Below are 18,651 nucleotides of genomic sequence, written 5' to 3'. Positions count from 1 at the left end.
TCAGGCAAACATCGGCAGCATCAGGTACAGCTTGATCACCAGCGCGTTGACGATATCAATGAAGAATGCGCCAACCATCGGGACCACCAGAAATGCCATATGCGATGGCCCGAACCGTTCGGTGATCGCCTGCATGTTGGCGATAGCCGTTGGGGTTGCCCCCAGACCAAACCCGCAGTGACCCGCCGCCAGCACCGCCGCATCGTAGTTTTTGCCCATCATGCGCCAGGTCACGAACATGGCGTACAGCGCCATAAACAGCGCCTGCACCGCCAGAATCGCCACCATCGGCAGCGCCAGCGAGGCCAGTTCCCACAGCTTGAGGCTCATCAGCGCCATCGCCAGGAACAGCGACAGGCAGACGTTGCCGAGCACCGATACCGCCCGTTCAAACACGCGGTAGAAGCCCATCAGCGCCAGACCGTTGCTCAGGATCACCCCGATAAACAGCACGCAGACAAAGGTCGGCAGCTCAAACGCGGTACCCGCCAGCCATTGCGCAACCACTTTGCCCACGGTCAGGCAGATGGCAATCATCGCGATAGTTTCAATCATCACCAGTGAGGTGATGCTGCGTCCAACGTCCGGCTTTTCGAACGCGGTCGGCACCATTTCATCGTCAGGTCTGCCGTTCGGCGTGGTGGAGTGCTTCACCAGATAACGCGCCACCGGGCCACCAATCAGGCCACCCAGCACCAGGCCAAAGGTGGCACAGGCCATCGCCACTTCCGTTGCGTTTTCAAACCCGTAGCGTTCGATGAACAGCTTGCTCCACGCGGCGCCGGTGCCGTGGCCGCCCGAAAGGGTAATCGACCCCGCCAGCAGACCCATCAGCGGATCCAGCCCCAGCAGCGTCGCCATGCCGATGCCAATGGCGTTTTGCATCAGCAGCAGCCCCACCACCACAATCAGGAATACGCCGAGCACCTTACCGCCTGAGCGCAGGCTCGCCAGGTTGGCGTTCAGGCCGATAGTGGCAAAGAAGGCCAGCATCAGCGGGTCTTTCAGGGACATATCAAAATCAATTTCCCAGCCCATGCTTTTTTTCAGTATCAGCAGGGCCAGCGCCACCAGCAGACCGCCGGCGACGGGTTCAGGGATAGTGTACTTTTTCAGAAAGGAAACGCTATGTACCAGCTTACGGCCAAGCAGTAAGACCAGCGTTGCGGCAACAAGGGTCGACAACGTATCGAGATGAATCATAAAAGGCTCCTGTTTTGCGCGTGTTCCATACACACGCGGCGTTATCCTGGGCCGGTTTGCGCTCTTCATGAGCCCCCGGCGCAAAAAGTGTAATTTTTTTTCCCGATGCGTTGTAGAAAACCTGCTCACAGCGGCAGATTTTCTTCCCTTTTTTTGCTGGCAATCGTTTGCTTTTACCTGGTGGTCAGATAAAATGCCCGCTTTTCCACCGTGGGATTGCCGCCGATGTCCGTTAACACCATAGAGTCGCCTGATGCGCAACCGATTGCGCAGAAGCATAATAGCGAACTGATTTACCGCCTTGAAGACCGCCCGCCGCTTCCGCAGACGCTTTTCGCCGCCTGCCAGCATCTTCTGGCGATGTTTGTTGCCGTGATCACTCCGGCGCTGCTGATCTGCCAGGCACTTGGCTTACCGGCGCAGGATACGCAGCACATCATCAGTATGTCTCTGTTCGCTTCCGGCGTGGCCTCCATTATTCAAATTAAAGCGTGGGGTCCGGTGGGCTCTGGATTATTGTCGATTCAGGGCACCAGCTTTAACTTCGTGGCACCGTTGATCATGGGCGGTACGGCGCTGAAAACCGGCGGTGCGGATGTCCCAACCATGATGGCGGCGCTGTTCGGCACCCTGATGCTGGCCAGCTGCACTGAGATGGTCATCTCCCGCGTGCTGCATCTGGCTCGCCGCGTCATTACCCCGCTGGTCTCCGGCGTGGTGGTGATGATTATCGGCCTGTCGCTGATCCAGGTGGGCCTGACCTCCATCGGCGGCGGCTATGCGGCAATGAGCGACCACACCTTCGGCGCGCCGAAAAACCTGCTGCTGGCGGGCGTAGTACTGGCAATCATTATTCTGCTTAACCGTCAGCGTAACCCTTACCTGCGCGTCGCCTCGCTGGTGATCGCCATGGCGGCGGGTTATTTGCTGGCGTGGGCGCTGGGCATGCTGCCGGAAAACACCGCGCCTACCAACAGCGCGCTGATCACCGTCCCCACGCCGCTGTACTACGGACTGGGCATTGACTGGGGCCTGCTCCTGCCGCTGATGCTGGTCTTTATGATCACCTCTCTGGAGACCATCGGCGATATCACCGCCACCTCCGACGTCTCCGAGCAGCCGGTGTCCGGCCCGCTGTACATGAAGCGTCTGAAAGGCGGCGTGCTGGCGAACGGCCTGAACTCGTTTGTCTCTGCGGTATTCAACACCTTCCCGAACTCCTGCTTCGGCCAGAATAACGGCGTGATCCAGCTGACCGGTGTGGCCAGCCGCTACGTCGGTTTTGTGGTGGCGCTGATGCTGATCGTCCTCGGCCTGTTCCCGGCGGTGAGCGGCTTTGTGCAGCACATTCCTGAGCCGGTGCTCGGCGGCGCAACGCTGGTGATGTTCGGGACTATCGCGGCCTCCGGCGTGCGTATCGTCTCCCGCGAGCCGCTGAACCGCCGCGCGATCATGATTATCGCGCTGTCGCTGGCAGTTGGCCTGGGCGTTTCCCAGCAGCCGCTGATCCTGCAGTTTGCCCCGGACTGGGTGAAAAACCTGCTCTCTTCCGGCATTGCCGCGGGCGGTATCACCGCTATCGTGCTGAACCTCGTTTTCCCGCCTGAGAAGAACTGATCTCCCTCACGGCAGGCAGTCAATGCCTGCCGTGACATCTAATTACACCATTCCCGCCTTGAGCATTGCGTATAAATCGTGCATAACTCCCTTATGTTCGTTTTGCGGGATGGAAGACCATGAAATTTATTGGAAAGCTACTCGTCTATCTTCTGGTAGCCCTGCTTATTGTGCTGCTGGCGTTCTATATTTTGCTCCAGACCCGCTGGGGCGCGGCTCAGGTCAGCAGCTGGATTACGGTGAATACCGACTACGAACTCAGTTTCGATAAAATGAATCACCGCTTTTCGTCGCCTTCCCACATCATTCTGGAAAACGTTACCTTTGGGCGGGATGGTAAACCTGCCACATTAGTTGCCAAAAAAGTCGATATTGGCCTGAGCAGCCGCCAGATCACCGATCCGCTGCACATGGGCACCATCACCCTGTTCGACGGTACGCTGAATCTCTCGCCTCAAACAGCACCGCTGCCCTTCCAGGCCGATCGTCTGCAGCTGAACAACATGGCCTTTAACAGCCCGAATACCGAATGGGACCTGAGCGCGCAAAAGGTCACGGGTGGCGTCAGCCCATGGCAGCCGGAAGCCGGCAACGTGCTGGGGAATAACGCGCAGATCCAGATGAGCGCGGGCTCGCTGACCCTGAACGGCGTACCGGCCACCAACGTGCTGATCGAGGGCCAGCTGAACGGCAAGGAGGTGGTGCTGAAAACGATTGGTGCCGACATGGCCCGTGGTTCGCTCACCGGCTCCGCCCTGCGCAACACCGACGGGAGCTGGATTATCGACACGATGCGCCTGAACGAGATCCGCCTGCAGAGCGACAAAACGCTGACCGCGTTCTTCGCACCGCTGGCCACCATTCCCTCTTTACAGATTGGCCGTCTGGACGTGACCGACGCCAGGCTTCAGGGTCCGGACTGGGCGGTGACCGATCTCGACTTAAGCCTGCGCAACCTGACTCTCAGCAAAGGCGACTGGCAGAGCCAGGAAGGCCGCCTGTCCATGAATGCCAGCGAGTTTATCTACGGCTCGCTGCACCTTTTCGACCCGATCCTGAATGCGGAGTTTTCCCCGCAGGGCATGGCGCTGCGCCAGTTCACCTCCCGCTGGGAAGGCGGCATGGTGCGCACGTCCGGTAACTGGCTGCGCGACGGCAAAGCGCTGGTGCTGGACGATGTCGCCATCGCCGGGCTGGAGTACACCCTGCCGCAGAACTGGAAAACGCTGTGGATGGATCCGCTGCCGGAATGGCTGCACAGCGTCACGCTGCAAAAATTCGGCCTGAGCCGCAACCTGGTGATCGACATCGATCCCGCCTTCCCGTGGCAGATCACCTCTCTGGACGGCTATGGCGCAAACCTGCAGCTGGTGAAAGATCGCCAGTGGGGCGTCTGGGGCGGCAGCGCAACATTGAATGGCGCGGCGGCGACCTTTAACCGCGTCGACGTACGCCGTCCGTCGCTGGCGCTGAATGCCAACGCCGCCACGGTGAACATTACCGACCTGAGCGCGTTTACCGAGAAAGGTATTCTTGAAGCCACGGCGACGGTTTCACAGCTGCCACAGCGGCAGACCACGGTGAGCCTGAACGGGCGCGGCGTGCCGCTCAACGTGCTGCAGCAGTGGGGCTGGCCTGCGCTGCCGATTACGGGCGACGGCAATATTCAGATGACCGCCAGCGGCAGCGTGCAGGCGAATGCCCCGCTTAAGCCGACGGTGAACGGCAAGCTGAACGCGGTGAATATGGATAAACAGCAGGTACAGCAGACGATGACGGGCGGTGTGGTGTCGACACCACCCTCACCCCAGCCCTCTCCCTGAAAGGGAGAGGGAGCAAACCCTTCCCTCGCCCCTTTGGGGAGAGGGTTAGGGTGAGGGGAATTAAAGGTGAACCACCACCACTTCCCCCTCCGCTTTCACCACCACACCCCACTCGCTGCCCGCGAGTGAACCGCCCTTCACGCCGCTCACCTTCTGCACGTTGCGCAAGCACACCGACCAGTTTTGCGCGTCTCCCGCGCCGGTAAAGGTCACAATGTCTCCCCGACGTGACGCCTTCAGCGTAAACGCCACTGAACCGTCCGCCGCAGGCACCTCGCTTACCGCCGTTGCGCCATCGTCCAGGTTAAACAGCTGGAAGGCCGTCCCCTCATTCCACGCGTAGTCCGGCTTCTGGTTGTTGTTACCCAGCGCCAGCAGGGTATTGTCGCGCACGTAGACCGGCAGGCTCATGAAATCGTGCTGCTGCTTATGCCAGCGGCTGCCCTGAAGTTCGTCGTTGTGCCACAGGTGCGTCCAGCGGCCTTCCGGCAGGTAGAACTGTACGTCGCCCGCCTCAGAGAACACCGGCGCGACCATCACTGAATCCCCCAGCATGTACTGACGGTCAAGGTAATCGCACGCCGGATCGTCCGGGAACTCCAGCATCATCGCCCGCAGCATCGGCGTGCCGAACTCACGCGCCAGCGCCGCCTGGCGATACAGATACGGCATCAGCTGACATTTGATCTGGGTGAAGTGACGCACCACGTCGCAGGACTCGTCATCGTACGCCCACGGCACGCGGTAGGATTTGCTGCCATGCAGGCGGCTGTGGCTGGAGAACAGCCCGAACGCGCACCAGCGCTTGTAGACGTGCGCCGGGGCGGTGTTTTCGAACCCGCCGATATCGTGGCTCCAGAACCCGAAGCCGGACAGGCCAATCGACAACCCGCCGCGCAGGCTTTCAGCCATCGATTCGTAGTTGGCGTAGCAGTCGCCGCCCCAGTGCACCGGGAACTGCTGCGCACCGACGGACGCCGAACGGGCAAACAGCACCGCTTCTTCCTCCCCCACCGTCTCTTTCAGCACGTTCCACACCAGTTCGTTGTAAATGTAGGCGTAGTGGTTATGCATCTTCTGCGGATCGGACCCGTCGAACCACTGCACGTCCGTCGGGATACGCTCGCCAAAGTCGGTCTTGAAGCAGTCGACGCCGATATCCACCAGGCCTTTCAGCTTGTCGGCATACCACCGGCACGCTTCCGGGTTGGTGAAGTCATAAATCGCCAGCCCCGGCTGCCATTTGTCCCACTGCCACAGGGAGCCGTCCGGGCGCCTGAGCAGGTAGCCCTTTTCTTTCAGCTCCCGGAAGATCGGGGATTTCTGGCCGATGTACGGGTTAATCCACACGCAGACCTTCAGCCCTTTCTCTTTCAGGCGGCGGATCATCCCTTCCGGATCCGGGAAGGTCACCGGGTCCCACTCGAAGTCGCACCACTGGAAGGCCTTCATCCAGAAGCAGTCGAAGTGGAAGACGTGCAGCGGCAGGTCGCGCTCGGCCATGCCATCGATAAAGCTGTTTACCGTCGCTTCGTCGTAGTTGGTGGTGAACGAGGTGGTGAGCCACAGGCCGAACGACCACGCAGGCGGCAGCGCCGGACGCCCGGTAAACTGCGTATAGCGGTTCAGCACCTCTTTCGGCGTCGGGCCGTCGATCACGAAGTACTCGAGATATTCCCCTTCCACGCTGAACTGCACTTTGGAGACCTTCTCGGAGCCGACTTCAAACGAGACGTTTTCCGGATGATTCACCAGCACGCCGTAGCCGCGGTTGGTCAGGTAGAACGGGATATTTTTGTAGGACTGCTCGGTGCTGGTGCCGCCGTCGCGGTTCCAGGTTTCGACCGTCTGGCCGTTGCGCACCAGCGCGGTAAAGCGCTCGCCCAGACCGTAGACCGTTTCCCCCACGCCCAGATCCAGACGTTCGAACACGTAATTGCATTCGGTATTGCTGTCCTGCACGTAGCCGTTGTTTTTCAGCTGGCTGCCGGTAATGCGCTGGCCGTTGCGCAGGAAATCCAGCGCCCAGAACTCGCCTTTGGTGACTCGCACGCTGACGCTTCCGCTTTTCAGCTCGGCAAAATCGGCGTTGTTTTCAATCTCTACCTTCACGTCTTTCAGAACGTTCAGCGGGTAGTGCGGGCCATTATTCAGCGCGCCCTGGAAGTGCTCGATGCGCACCCCGACAATCCCTTCCTGCGGGGCAAACAGGCGCACCGTGAACATCAACGTGTCAAGCTGCCAGGTGCGTTCACGCACGTCGCGCGGCGCAACAAACACCACCAGGTCATTGCCCTGCTGCTCCACGTCGAACACCTGAACCGGATACGTCACGTTCAGGCCCGGTTGAATAAGCCAGTTTCCATCACTGATTTTCATACTCTCGTCCTCTTAGTTCTGCAATTCTTTGCTGGCCGGCAGGTTTTCAAACTCCTGCTGATTGCGGCGCGCGCCCTGCGCCAGCTCGCCCAGGATTTTGGTCAGGAAAGGGGTTTTCAGCGTGTAATAGCGTTTAGCGATGATGGCGCTCAGCACGTAGCAGACCGCCGGGGCCAGGGTGAACAGGCCGATAATGATGCTGATGGTCGCGCTGTTCTGGGTTTTGGCCGCCGCGTCGTAGCCGCCGCCTGCCAGCATCCATCCGATCATTGCCCCGCCCAGCGCCAGGCCGAGCTTCAGCACGAACAGCGTGCCCGCAAAGCTGATGCCGGTCAGGCGCTTGCCGTTGCTCCATTCGCCGTAGTCGACGGTATCGGACATCATCACCCACTGAATCGGCGTCACCAGCTGGTGCAGCACGCCGATGACGAAGATGAAGCCGAACATCAGCACGGTGGCGTGCATCGGGACGAAGAACATCGCCACACTGACCACCGCCAGCGCGGCGTTGGTCCACCAGAAGATGCTGACCTTGCATTTCCAGTCGGTGAGCGGTTTCGCCAGCGCGGAGCCGATCAGGTTGCCGACGCAGTAGGTGGTGAGGAACGCGACGAACACCTCCGGCGAACCCATGATCCAGGTGCAGTAGTACATCATCGCCCCGCCGCGCACGCAGACGGCGAGGATGTTGAGGATGGTGAGTACGCCAACGATGCGCCACTGGTCGTTTTGCCAGATGTCGCGTAGGTCTTCTCGCATGGAGGTGGTGCTCGGCGGCACCTGAATGCGCTCTTTGGTGGTGAAGAAGCAGAACGCCAGCATCAGGAAAGCGACAACCGACAGCACGGCGATGCCGCCCTGGAAGCCGAACGCCTTATCGTCGCCGCCAATGAGGTTCACCAGCGGCATCATCAGCACCGTGGAGAGCATGCCGCCCGCGGTCGCCAGCACGAAGCGCCAGGACTGAAGGGAGATACGCTGCGTCGGGTCGTTGGTGATCACGCCGCCCAGCGCGCAGTAGGGGATGTTGACCACGGTATAGAGCAGAGTCAGCAGCGTGTAAGTCACGGCGGCGTAGACCATTTTACCGTTGAGGCTAAGGTCCGGCGTGGTGTAGGCCAGCACGCAGACGATACCGAACGGTATCGCACCGAACAAAATCCACGGGCGGAACTTGCCCCAGCGGCTGCGGGTGCGGTCGGCAATCAGCCCCATGCACGGGTCGGAGATCGCATCCAGCGCGCGGGCCAGCAGGAACATGGTGCCGACAAAACCGGCGGGAATGCCGAAAATATCGGTGTAGAAAAACATCATGTACAACATGACGTTATCAAAAATGATGTGGCTGGCGGCGTCTCCCATGCCGTAGCCAATCTTCTCTTTTACTGACAATACTTCGCTCATCTTTTTTATCCTTCACGCTGTAGGGGGCGCTGAGACCGGTTGCATTGGTTTTAAACCATTGTTTCAAAGGCGGGTATTGCGTTTTCTGGTTAGCAAATTACGTTTCTTGTTTTTTGTGATCGCGGTAAATGTTGGCAGCACGAAAAGCTAACCTGAGGATTTTCTTAAGAATTAACTGAAACAGGGGTGTACAGGTCAAAAGAGAGGTGAAAAAAGTGTGTGGGGGTATGTGGTAAATGCCTGAAAGTAGCTATAATGCGCCCCGCCTCCATGTAGCAATCGAGGCGCGGAAGATCGTCATCTCCGGTGAGGTGGCTGGACTTCAAATCCAGTTGGGGACGCCAGCGTTCCCGGGCAGGTTCGACTCCTGTGATCTTCCGCCAAAATGCCATCCGCTTTAATAAAAACTTTATTAATAAATAGATTCGCCCATTCCAGTCACCTTATGTGAACATGATCACTTATTCATTTAAATATTGAGTGTTATTCTCTCCCCCTTTTCAAAATTATCACCAAGGGAATCCGTAATGGAATGGATTATAGGTGCTGTAGTTTTAATGGTCATTATTGGTGCTATATTGAAGCCCAGACAGTGTGATATCTGTCATAATCCCTTTAAGAAGAAATACTACACATGGGAAATTGAAGGGAAGAAACAACATTTATGTCCCAATTGTAATGGTAAAATGCAACGACGAATCAGTTCGCAAAAATTTAAAAGCAGATTCGGTTAAAATCGACTGATACATTTTAATTATATAAATGATAATTATAAAATCATCATCAATGATAAGTTTGGAACATATATTCCGAACTTATCATCTATTTTATCGTTAACACTACCTATAAAGCTTTGATGACTACTCACTCAAAAGCCTAAGCCTACAAGCCTCTTTCACCCACTTATTAAAATTCCCCTTACCCGCAGCCTTTTCAATCTGTTCCAAAAGCTCATCCTCGAACCGGATGTTCTTCATCGTGCTCTTTGTGCGGTCAAAATTGGTTTCTTTTTCTTGAGACGTAATCCAATCTCCGGCAGCCATGGCCGATCTGTAAGGTAAAGATGTTCGAACTATTAATGGGTATCTCATGAAAAAATTTTCTGGTCGCAAAGTTGATTAACATTCAACTAACCGGTTATCCCGGATAGTTCACTAGCCAGCATGAATAGAAAATACGCTGGAAAGCGCCTCGCAATTTTTTAATTGCGCGATCCGCTTGATTTCCCTTCTTTGTCATACTCTTGCCACTAACAGCCTGGCTGTCGATGACAGCCATTGCATTTATTAACTACAGCTTATATTCTATTTATAAGCTACAGCTTATCATGGACGAAAGCATGTGGACGGTTCTGTTCGGAAAGGTATTCGAGCAATGGCTGCTTGAGCAGGAAGAAGGATTACAGGATAAGGTACTGGCAGACCTGTTAAATCTGCAAAACTATGGGCCACGTCTTCCTCGCCCCTATGCAGATACGGTTAAAGGCTCACGGTATAACCATATGAAGGAATTACGTATTCAATATGCTGGTCGTCCGATACGTGCTTTCTTCGCATTTGATCCTATCCGTCAAGCCATTGTGCTTTGCGCGGGCGATAAGAGTAATGACAAAGCCTTTTATGAAAAAATGATTCGCATCGCAGATGCCGAATTTTCCTTTCATCTGACAAGCCTGGAGGCAACCAAGTGAAAACCTTAAATGAAGTGATTGCGTCACGTTCACCGGAAAGCCAACAACGTATTAAAGAGATGGCAGATGAAATGATCCTCGAGACGGGTCTACAACTTTTACGTGAAGAGCTGAGGCTTTCGCAAAAAAATGTTGCCGATCTGATGGGGGTGAGCCAACCCGCAGTAACGCAGCTTGAGCAACGTGGAAATGAACTAAAAATTGCCACGCTTAAGCGTTACATCGAAGCAATGGGTGGAAAACTCTGTATCGACGTTGAACTTCCCACAGGAAAACGCGTTGCATTTCATATCTAACAAGCGTGATATTTGCGTTAAGTTAGCATTCACCCAACCGCATATGCAGCAACGGAAACGGATTCCCCTGCCCGTCCAGTTCCGAGCGTCCGACCTGCTCAAACCCCATATGGCGATAAAATCCCACGCCCTGCGGGTTCTGCTCATTCACGTCCACCTCGTTCGCGCCAAACTCTTCGATGGCGTGTTGCAGCAGCAATTTCCCGACGCCCTTTCCCCGGCTCGCGTCATCCACAAACAGCATTTCAATGCGGTTTTCATCCACGCCTAAAAAACCGTGAATAACGCCTGCGTCATCGCGAGCGATCACAACCTTGAGGTTAGGCAGGTAGGCGTTGAGCAATAGCGGGCGCAGCGCCGCAATATCGCTTTCCTGTAAAAAGTGATGGGTGGCACGGACGGAGGATTCCCAGATCGCGACCAGACGTTCGAAGTGTGAGGGGAGTGCGGTTTCTATTTTCATTGGGGGATCATGATTGGAAAACCGAGCTATTTCAAGCCACGCTTTGCGGTCTGTTCCACCCTCACCCTAACCCTCTCCCTCAGGGAGAGGGAACAGATCGAGCTAAACCTTAATCTCCATCACCGCGTACACCCCATCCTTCGGCACAACCACGGTGACGTTTTCCACCGGCACGCCCGCCGCGAGGTGAATATCCTGCAGCTGCTGTAACGATCTCGGGTAAATATCTTCCCAGCCGATACCCCGCAGCACAAAGTCAATTTGCGGGCTGCTGGTGAGCATGTTCGACACAATCACCGCGCCGCCGGGTTTGACCAGCCGCAGGGCGCGCTGGAGAAAAATCACCGCGTCGGTATCGTTGAAGTATTCGAAGATCCCCAGCGCGTCGACCAGTTCGGCCTGGTGCTCGCCCAGCTCCAGCAGCAGGTCCTCGTTACGCACCAGCGTATGGAGCAGGTTGCGCCTGAGCAGGGTCAGCTGTTCGCCCACCACAATGCCTTCCTGCGCCGCCATGGTTTCGGCCCAGCTGAGCGCTACCGGGTCTTTGTCCACCAGCGTGAGATAGACCTGCTGGCCGTCGAGCTTTGCTTCGCGCAGCGCCTCCAGCACCGGAATGGCGGCGCCGCTCGCGAGGCTGACCCAGTTGTTCTCGCTCTCGTTGTGAATGTACTTATCCACCAGCGCGGCCAGCACCCGGGCGCGGGAGCGCACGCCGATGGCATCGTTGGCGTGGATAAACCACTGGCGGCTGTCGCTGTCCATTTTTGTGCCGTCGGGCAGGCGGTCCTCCAGCGGGTTTTGCACCACAAACAGCGCCAGCGCAGAGGGCACCAGCCGGGTGCGCCACGCGGCGAGCGCCGGACGGTTGCGGAAGGCCTGTTCGGAATAGCGGTTCTGAGGAACCAGCACGGCCTGCCCCCCTTCGTCGTATTCCACCCTCGGTGGCCGGAGCGCCGGTTCGGCTTTCAGGGCGCGGTCAAGGGAGGCGATCTCACGGGCAGCATCGTCTTTCATCGGCCACTGGTCGCTGACGTCGGGAAAGGACGCGCTGAAAATGGTCATATTTTCCGGTGCATCGCCGCGAAAAGGCTGCCAGTTCATGTTGTCGTCCCTCCGTTAGGCTTTTAACGGAAGTCTATCCAGGCGAGCCAGTAATGCCCCAGGAAGAAAGCACGATTTTTATTGCTTCACCCACACCAGCTGATCAACCCGGAAGCCCAGACTGCGCGCGGTGTTCAGGTAATCCTGCTTCACCGCATCCGGAATGGTTGGCGTGCGCGACAGGATCCACAGGTAATCGCGGTTCGGGCCGCTCACCAGCGCGTACTGGTACTTATCGTCCAGCCTGATCACGTTATAGCCGCCGTAGAACGGGCCGAAGAACGACACCTTGAGCGCGGCGGTGGTCGGTTCGCCGGTAAAGTACGCTTTCCCTTCACTCTCGTTCCACTTGTTCTTCACCGGATCGTAGCCCCGGTTAAGCACGCTGATGCCGCCGTCGCTGCGTTTGCCGTAGGTGGCGGTTACCTGCTCCAGCCCGCGTTCAAAGCGGTTTTCCAGACGGGCGACCTCGTACCATTTTCCGAGATAGCGGCTGGCTTCAAAGTTGGTAATAGGCTGCACGCCCTTCGGCGGCGTGGGGGATTTACAGGCGACCAGCGTCAGCGCAATGGCAACACCGGTCACTACAGGCCATAGCTTCATGAGAATTCCTTTCATTTGCGCGGTTGGATGTTAAGTGTAGTGCACCGTTTCGGCGCTTCATCCCGTTCGGGAAAATTCGTAGTATATTGAGAGTATTCCTCCACTCTGGACACGGACATGGCTTACTCCATCGGCGAATTCGCCCGACTCAGCGGCATCACCGCCACCACCCTGCGGGCGTGGCAGCGTCGCTATGGTTTACTCAAGCCACAGCGCACGGAAGGCGGCCACCGCCAGTACAGCGATGAGGACGTCCAGCAGGCGCTCAAAATCCTCGACTGGGTAAAAAAAGGCGTCCCGATCGGCCAGGTCAAACCGCTGCTGGAACGCCCGATGCCGGGTCGGACCAACAACTGGCAAACCCTGCAGCAGAACATGCTGCAGCGCCTGCAGGACGGCAAAGTCGAGTCCCTGCGCCAGATGATTTACGACGCCGGACGCGAATACCCAAGGCCGGAGCTGGTCGCGAACGTGCTGCGCCCTCTGCGCAGCCAGGTTTCGGCCAACGTCGCCGCCGCCATGACCCTGCGCGCGATCCTCGACGGCATCATTATCGCCTACACCTCGTTTTGCCTCGAAGGCGATAAAAAAGCGCCGGGCGATAACATTCTGCTCAGCGGCTGGCACCTGAATGACCCGTGCGAGATCTGGCTCGAAGCCCTGACGCGCACCGGGCAGGGCCACCGCATCGACATCCTGCCGGTTCCGCCTGACGCGCTGGCACCGGAAATTTTCCCGGAGCGAAAATGGCTTCTGGTCACCAGCGGCAAACTCACCGCCGGGCGGAAAAAGCAGGTGGAGCAGTGGCAGCAGCAGGTATCGCTTGAAGTGATTATCCTCTGATAATTTTCTCCTGCGGGAATCTTCACGAAAAGTTGAATATTTTCCCGCGCCGCAGATGCTAACGTTTTCCTGTGACGAATAACTCCACAGGAATACACCATGAAAAAAACTGCCCCTCTGCTGATCCTGGCCTCGATGGCCTTTGCCCCTGCCGCCTTTAGCGCCCCTGCCGGCACGCTGAGCGTCCACATTCTCGACCAGCAAACCGGGATGCCGCCGTCGGATGTGACTGTGACTCTCGAAAAGCAACAGCAGGACAAGTGGACCCCGATTGCCAGCGGCAAAACCGACCACGACGGCCGTATCAAATCGCTCTATCCGCAGGATCAGGACATGCAGCCTGGCGTGTATAAAGTGACCTTCAAAACCGCAGAGTACTTCCACGGCAAAAAGCTGGACACCTTCTTCCCGGAGATCCCGGTGCTGTTTACCGTGACCCGCACCAACGAGAAACTGCACATTCCGCTTCTGCTGAGCCAGTACGGTTATTCGACCTACAAGGGCAGCTAAGACGCATTGATTTTAAAGGATTATAAAAAATAGTTCCGCGAATACTTGGACAAATTAGTCATGTTGTGTAAGTTTTAGTTATATGAACGGGAGGACTACATCATGACAACGAAACCTGTGCTCGGTATTAGCGGATGTTTGACCGGATCCGCTGTTCGCTTTGACGGCGGACACAAACGCATGGGCTTCGTCATGGATGAGCTGGCCCAGTGGGTGAATTTCAGGCCCGTCTGCCCGGAAATGGCCATCGGCCTGCCTACGCCTCGCCCGGCCATACGCCTGACGCTGACGGACAGCGGCGAAACGCAGCTCCGTTTCAGCAAGCCGCCTCATGATGACCTCACGCAGAAAATGGCCGAGTTCACGGCGGACTACCTGCCGAAAATCGGCGATCTGTCAGGATTTATCGTCTGTGCAAAATCCCCAAGCTGCGGCCTGGAACGCGTGCGGCTGTATGATGAAAACGGCAACCGGGGCCGCAAGGAGGGCGTCGGGCTGTTCACCGCCGCCCTTCTTGAAACCTGGCCGTGGCTGCCCGTGGAAGAGGACGGACGCCTGCACGACCCGGTGCTGCGGGAAAACTTCGTCGAGCGCGTTTTTGCGCTGCACGAACTGAATACGCTGCGTAAAAATGGCCTTACGCGCCGCGCGCTGCTGGACTTCCACAGCCGCTATAAGCTTCAACTGCTGGCGCACCATCAGGCGGGCTACCGTGAAATCGGCCCGTTCGTTGCCTCGCTGCACGAGTGGGAAGACCTGGACGCCTTCTTCGTGGCGTACCGGGAAAAGCTGATGACCATCCTGAAAAAACCCGCCTCGCGGAAGAATCACACCAACGTGCTGATGCACATTCAGGGGTATTTCCGTAACCAGCTGAACAGCCGCCAGCGCGGCGAGCTGCGCGACGTGATCCTGCACTATCGCAACGGACAGTTGCCTATCCTCGCGCCGATCACGCTGCTGAAGCACTACCTGGCCGAATACCCCGACCGGTATCTGATGACGCAAAACTATTTTGATCCCTATCCTGATGATTTGGGTCTGCGTCTGGCAGTCAAGTGATCATAAAAATGCGAAGGCCCCATTGACCCTTAGAGGCCCAAAGCAGTACCCCGTTTAGACGACATCCTCACTGTCGTCTCTTTTTTGCATTTCACCTCAAAGACTGTGATTATATACAGGCTTATTCTGCAAAAAGGGGCCTGCCTGTGATCAACACCCTGCATATTCAAAACTACCGCTCCATCCGCGAGATGTCGCTGGAGCTGGAGCAGCTCAATATCGTCTTTGGGCCAAACGGCACCGGGAAATCCAATATTTACAAGGCGATATACCTGATGCACAGCGCCGCCCAGGGGCAGTTTTCCCAGGCGCTGGCGAACGAGGGTGGCATTCTGAAGGTGTTCTGGGCAGGTAAAACCCGTAGCGACCAGCTGCGGCGGATGAACCTCGCGGTGGAAACAGAGACCTATGAATACGAGCTGCAGGTCGGGTTTGTGGAGAAGCTACCCTACCCCTCGCAGTTTCAGCTCGACCCGGTGATCAAGGAAGAATCTCTCTGGCTGAGCGGCCAGCATCGACGCCCCTCGTCCCAGCTGATGAAGCGCAGGAATCAGGCCGTGTTTCTGAACAACGTGCATCACGAGAAGGTGACCCACAGCGGCACGCTGTACGAGAACGAATCGGTATTCGGACAGCTCGGCGAACCGCACCTTTACCCGGAAGTGTCGCAGATGCGCGAGTCCCTGCGTAACTGGCGCTTTTATCATGAGTTTTCTGTATCAATCGGCTCGGCGATGCGCGCCCCGCAGGTCGGCTTTCGCTCGCCGGTGCTGGCCAGCGACGGCGCTAATCTCGCGGCGGCGTTTCAGACCATTGTGGAGATTGGCGACGAGCTGCTGCTGATGCGCATCCTCGACCAGGCCTTCCCCGGCTGCGTGTTTTACAGCGACAACACCGGCGGACGTTTTCGCATGATGATGCAGCGCGAGGGGCTGAGCAGACCGCTGGAACCGGCGGAGTTCTCCGACGGCACCCTTCGCTTTTTATGCCTGGCGGTGGCGCTGCTCAGCCCGCGTCCACCAGCATTTATCGCGTTGAACGAACCGGAAAACAGCCTGCACCCGCAGATGCTGCCCGCGCTGGCGAGCTTAATCGCCGAGGCCAGCCGCTACTCGCAGATTTGGCTCACCAGCCACTCGCCGGAGCTGGCGAAGCTGATTGAGAAGCAGCGGTCGTTTTCGCTGTATCAACTGTCGATGGTTGAGGGGGAGACGAGGGTGGAGAGGCTGGGGTAGCGTCTTTCATTTTCCACTTTAAAACACGTTTCAGGACGGGTCTTGTAGGACTTAATACGATGTCATCTCTATCTTTATCCGCTTTAACTATAGAGACACATCATGAAACGAGTCCTTACTGCATCCCTGTTCGTTTTGTCTGTTTCCGCCTTCGCGGAATCGACCCCGCACTGGGCGTATGAAGGAAAAGGTGGACCGGACAACTGGGGAGAACTCAGTGATACATTTTCCACCTGCAAGACCGGGAAATACCAATCCCCTATCGATATCCGCCATCCCTTTGATGCCACACTGCCGCCGCTGATTCTGGATTTTCATACCGCAGCAGAAAAGCTTGTCAACAACGGTCACACTCTTCAGGTCACTGCTGGAGATGAAGATGAATTCCGTCTGGATGACACCACGTTTATCTTGCGCCAGTATCATTTCCATACCCCGAGCGAGAACCGGATTAACGGTAAATCCTTCCCGCTTGAGGCGCACTTTGTCCATGCCAGCGAAGACGGCGACATCGCGGTGCTTGCCGTTATGTTCGAGGTTGGCCCTGAAAACACCGCTCTGTCCCCGCTGCTGGCGCGTCTTCCGAAAGAGAAGAACCACGAAGTCTCGATTGATAAACGCTTCGACCTCCGCCCGCTGTTTCCGGCCGATCTCCACTATTATCGCTTCAGCGGCTCACTGACGACCCCACCCTGTACTGAAGGGTTGCGCTGGCTGGTGATGAAAAATACGGTAAACCTATCTGAAAAACAGCTGGAAACATTTAAGCAAGCGCTTGAACACAGCAATAACCGCCCACTCCAGCCGCTAAATGGACGGGTTATTGTTCAATAACACGCTGTGATGCATAAAAAAATCCCGCCGTACTGGCGGGATATAACTGGGGGGCAGCCGTTTTTTAACCTTTTGCAGGATCAATCTGCCACGTTTCATTGACGATTTTGCCTTCGCGGTAGGTCAGGACATAAAAGACATTGATTGTCGTTTTCCCGGCAAACTGAACGCGTGCGGTGACGGTACTCCCTTTCGGGTTTGTGACCTCATTCAGATTATCGACTTTGTGGCTCAGTTTTCCCTGGGCCGTGATGAATTTGCTCCATACTCCGCCAATCGCGTCAGATGAGGTATAAGTGCCGTCCAGCGGCCCTCCTATCCAATCCAGACGCGCGTCTTGCGCGTACTGTTGCTTGAGATCTGCGGTTTTCCCGTCGGCGATAGCGTTAAAATGCGCCAGCGCGTCATCCTTTACGGCAGCAACGCTTTGCCCAGAAACCAGAGCCAGCAGTGCAGCAAGTAAAACGTTGTGTGTTGTTTTTTTCATGTCATTCTCTTTGCGTAAGTTTCAGGTCTTCAGCGTTTGATCGTGGACACAATACGTTGCGTTTCACGATCGATTCTGGAGATGCTCAAATCTTTGTTCAGTACCCAGGCATATCGGTTATCTGCGGTAAAGACGATGGCCTGTCGCGGTTCGTTAAAGCCCTTCACGGTGGCGATCGCTTTGCGTGTCTGCACGTCGATAATGGAGACGCTGTTATCACCCAGGTTGCCGCTGTAAACGAATTTACCGTCTGGCGACAGCGCCGCACCATACGGTTGCTTCCCGACAGGAATGGTGTCAATCACCTTTTGCGCGGTGGTGTCGACGACCGAAATCGTGTCATTCCCACTATTGGCGGCAAACAGCGTTTTCCCGTCTGCGGTCACGGAAATGGCGCGGATCTTATTAAACCCGCCAATTTCACCGATGATTTTGTTGGTGGCGGTATCTACGAGGGTGATTTTGTCGCTAACGAAGTTGGTAACATACAGCACCCGGCCATCCGGGCTGAGTCGCACACCCTGTCGGGGTTGCGAAAACCCGGTGATCACGGCATTCGCAATTTTCGTCTCAGTATTCATACTGATGACTGCGTTGCTGGCCTGATTATTGATATAGAGCGTCTTGCCATCTTTGCTTAACACCGTGCCAAACGCGCCAGGGCCTGCGGCATAGTATTCACGCGTTTCGAAGGTCGAAGCATCCACGCGCTCGATAAGGCCCAGACTGCTATCCGAGACATAGAAACTCTTACCGTCCGGTGCAAATACGATATTTCGCGGAGTGTTGAAGTGCTTCAGCACCGCGCTGACGGTACCGGTCGTCAAGTCGTAAACAATGACTTCAGGTTGTCCGCTGCGTGCAACAACGGCCTGTGTTTCATTCGGGCTCACTGCCAGCGTATTGTTCTGGATTTCGCCATCAAAATTTTGTTTGACCGCTTTTGTCAGCGGCGTCGTGCTTGCGGAAACCGGGAAGGCAGTACCTGCAAGCAATAAAGACGCCATGAAAAAACCGTGAGTGGCTAGCGTTGCTTTTCTCATCTCTCAATCCTTATTCATCCAGGTCTGCATCATGCAGACCTGTGTAAGAGATGCTTCA

General features: G+C 56.4%; 18 protein-coding genes and 1 tRNA gene. 10 read left to right on the top strand and 9 right to left on the bottom strand.

Annotated elements, in window-relative coordinates:
- Complete coding sequence (gene gltS, locus URZ40_RS13315; protein ID WP_116342955.1) at positions 1–1,203, bottom strand: sodium/glutamate symporter; 1,203 nt, start codon at positions 1,201–1,203, stop codon at positions 1–3.
- A 225-nt stretch (positions 1,204–1,428) separates the two neighbouring features.
- Here gltS and xanP point away from each other — a divergent pair, with 225 nt between their 5' ends.
- Positions 1,429–2,820: a xanthine/proton symporter XanP gene (gene xanP / locus URZ40_RS13310; RefSeq protein WP_302219412.1), complete on the top strand. Its 1,392-nt coding sequence runs from the start codon at positions 1,429–1,431 to the stop codon at positions 2,818–2,820.
- A 119-nt stretch (positions 2,821–2,939) separates the two neighbouring features.
- Positions 2,940–4,643: an AsmA family protein gene (locus URZ40_RS13305; RefSeq protein WP_320720664.1), complete on the top strand. Its 1,704-nt coding sequence runs from the start codon at positions 2,940–2,942 to the stop codon at positions 4,641–4,643.
- Between the two features lie 60 nt (positions 4,644–4,703).
- On the opposite strand, the gene yicI is transcribed toward URZ40_RS13305, so the two are convergent.
- Both yicI and URZ40_RS13295 read right to left on the bottom strand, forming a co-directional pair.
- Complete coding sequence (gene yicI / locus URZ40_RS13300) at positions 4,704–7,022, bottom strand: alpha-xylosidase (protein WP_320720663.1); 2,319 nt, start codon at positions 7,020–7,022, stop codon at positions 4,704–4,706.
- A gap of 12 nt (positions 7,023–7,034) precedes the next feature.
- Positions 7,035–8,426: a glycoside-pentoside-hexuronide family transporter gene (locus tag URZ40_RS13295; RefSeq protein ID WP_320720662.1), complete on the bottom strand. Its 1,392-nt coding sequence runs from the start codon at positions 8,424–8,426 to the stop codon at positions 7,035–7,037.
- 288 nt (positions 8,427–8,714) lie between these two features.
- Between URZ40_RS13295 and URZ40_RS13290 the strand changes: the two genes are divergently transcribed.
- Positions 8,715–8,809 (top strand) — tRNA-Sec (locus URZ40_RS13290).
- Between the two features lie 477 nt (positions 8,810–9,286).
- On the opposite strand, the gene URZ40_RS13285 is transcribed toward URZ40_RS13290, so the two are convergent.
- Positions 9,287–9,469 (bottom strand): YlcI/YnfO family protein, encoded by a 183-nt coding sequence (locus tag URZ40_RS13285; protein WP_316380391.1) that lies wholly within the window; start codon positions 9,467–9,469, stop codon positions 9,287–9,289.
- Between the two features lie 296 nt (positions 9,470–9,765).
- On the opposite strand from URZ40_RS13285, the gene URZ40_RS13280 reads away from it, so the two are divergent.
- Both URZ40_RS13280 and URZ40_RS13275 read left to right on the top strand, forming a co-directional pair.
- Positions 9,766–10,116: a type II toxin-antitoxin system RelE/ParE family toxin gene (locus tag URZ40_RS13280; RefSeq protein WP_032662102.1), complete on the top strand. Its 351-nt coding sequence runs from the start codon at positions 9,766–9,768 to the stop codon at positions 10,114–10,116.
- Entirely contained in the window at positions 10,113–10,412 is a 300-nt protein-coding gene (locus tag URZ40_RS13275; RefSeq protein ID WP_032661956.1) for a helix-turn-helix domain-containing protein, read from the top strand. Before URZ40_RS13280 ends, URZ40_RS13275 begins: the two co-directional genes overlap by 4 nt.
- Positions 10,413–10,434: 22 nt before the next feature.
- On the opposite strand, the gene URZ40_RS13270 is transcribed toward URZ40_RS13275, so the two are convergent.
- From URZ40_RS13270 to URZ40_RS13260, 3 genes are all read right to left on the bottom strand, one after another.
- Positions 10,435–10,875, bottom strand: coding sequence for an acetyltransferase (locus URZ40_RS13270; RefSeq protein WP_116342941.1), 441 nt, complete (start codon positions 10,873–10,875; stop codon positions 10,435–10,437).
- Between the two features lie 102 nt (positions 10,876–10,977).
- Positions 10,978–11,976 (bottom strand): class I SAM-dependent methyltransferase, encoded by a 999-nt coding sequence (locus URZ40_RS13265; RefSeq protein WP_302219429.1) that lies wholly within the window; start codon positions 11,974–11,976, stop codon positions 10,978–10,980.
- 78 nt (positions 11,977–12,054) lie between these two features.
- Positions 12,055–12,579, bottom strand: coding sequence for a lipocalin family protein (locus URZ40_RS13260; RefSeq protein WP_008500115.1), 525 nt, complete (start codon positions 12,577–12,579; stop codon positions 12,055–12,057).
- A 117-nt stretch (positions 12,580–12,696) separates the two neighbouring features.
- Between URZ40_RS13260 and URZ40_RS13255 the strand changes: the two genes are divergently transcribed.
- The 5 genes from URZ40_RS13255 (at position 12,697) to URZ40_RS13235 (ending at position 17,063) form a co-directional block, all read left to right on the top strand.
- Positions 12,697–13,422 (top strand): MerR family transcriptional regulator, encoded by a 726-nt coding sequence (locus tag URZ40_RS13255; protein WP_032661978.1) that lies wholly within the window; start codon positions 12,697–12,699, stop codon positions 13,420–13,422.
- 99 nt (positions 13,423–13,521) lie between these two features.
- On the top strand, positions 13,522–13,932 hold the full coding sequence (uraH, locus tag URZ40_RS13250) for a hydroxyisourate hydrolase (protein ID WP_069733374.1): 411 nt from the start codon (positions 13,522–13,524) through the stop codon (positions 13,930–13,932).
- 102 nt (positions 13,933–14,034) lie between these two features.
- Positions 14,035–14,994: a DUF523 and DUF1722 domain-containing protein gene (locus URZ40_RS13245; RefSeq protein WP_320720661.1), complete on the top strand. Its 960-nt coding sequence runs from the start codon at positions 14,035–14,037 to the stop codon at positions 14,992–14,994.
- A 146-nt stretch (positions 14,995–15,140) separates the two neighbouring features.
- Positions 15,141–16,229, top strand: a complete 1,089-nt coding sequence (locus URZ40_RS13240; protein WP_320720660.1) for an AAA family ATPase — start codon at positions 15,141–15,143, stop codon at positions 16,227–16,229.
- Positions 16,230–16,331: 102 nt separating this feature from the next.
- Positions 16,332–17,063, top strand: coding sequence for a carbonic anhydrase (locus URZ40_RS13235; RefSeq protein ID WP_163329999.1), 732 nt, complete (start codon positions 16,332–16,334; stop codon positions 17,061–17,063).
- A 64-nt stretch (positions 17,064–17,127) separates the two neighbouring features.
- Here URZ40_RS13235 and URZ40_RS13230 read toward each other — a convergent pair whose 3' ends face one another.
- Positions 17,128–17,550: a nuclear transport factor 2 family protein gene (locus URZ40_RS13230; RefSeq protein ID WP_163329998.1), complete on the bottom strand. Its 423-nt coding sequence runs from the start codon at positions 17,548–17,550 to the stop codon at positions 17,128–17,130.
- A gap of 29 nt (positions 17,551–17,579) precedes the next feature.
- Positions 17,580–18,557: a beta-propeller fold lactonase family protein gene (locus URZ40_RS13225; protein WP_320720659.1), complete on the bottom strand. Its 978-nt coding sequence runs from the start codon at positions 18,555–18,557 to the stop codon at positions 17,580–17,582.
- Positions 18,558–18,651: the final 94 nt, after the last annotated feature.

Source organism: Enterobacter sp. 296B2 (genome assembly GCF_034106185.1).
Taxonomy (GTDB): Bacteria; Pseudomonadota; Gammaproteobacteria; order Enterobacterales; family Enterobacteriaceae; genus Enterobacter; species Enterobacter cloacae_N.
The sequence above is the reverse complement of the archived record's forward strand: the minus strand, read 5'-3'. Positions and strand labels throughout refer to the sequence as shown.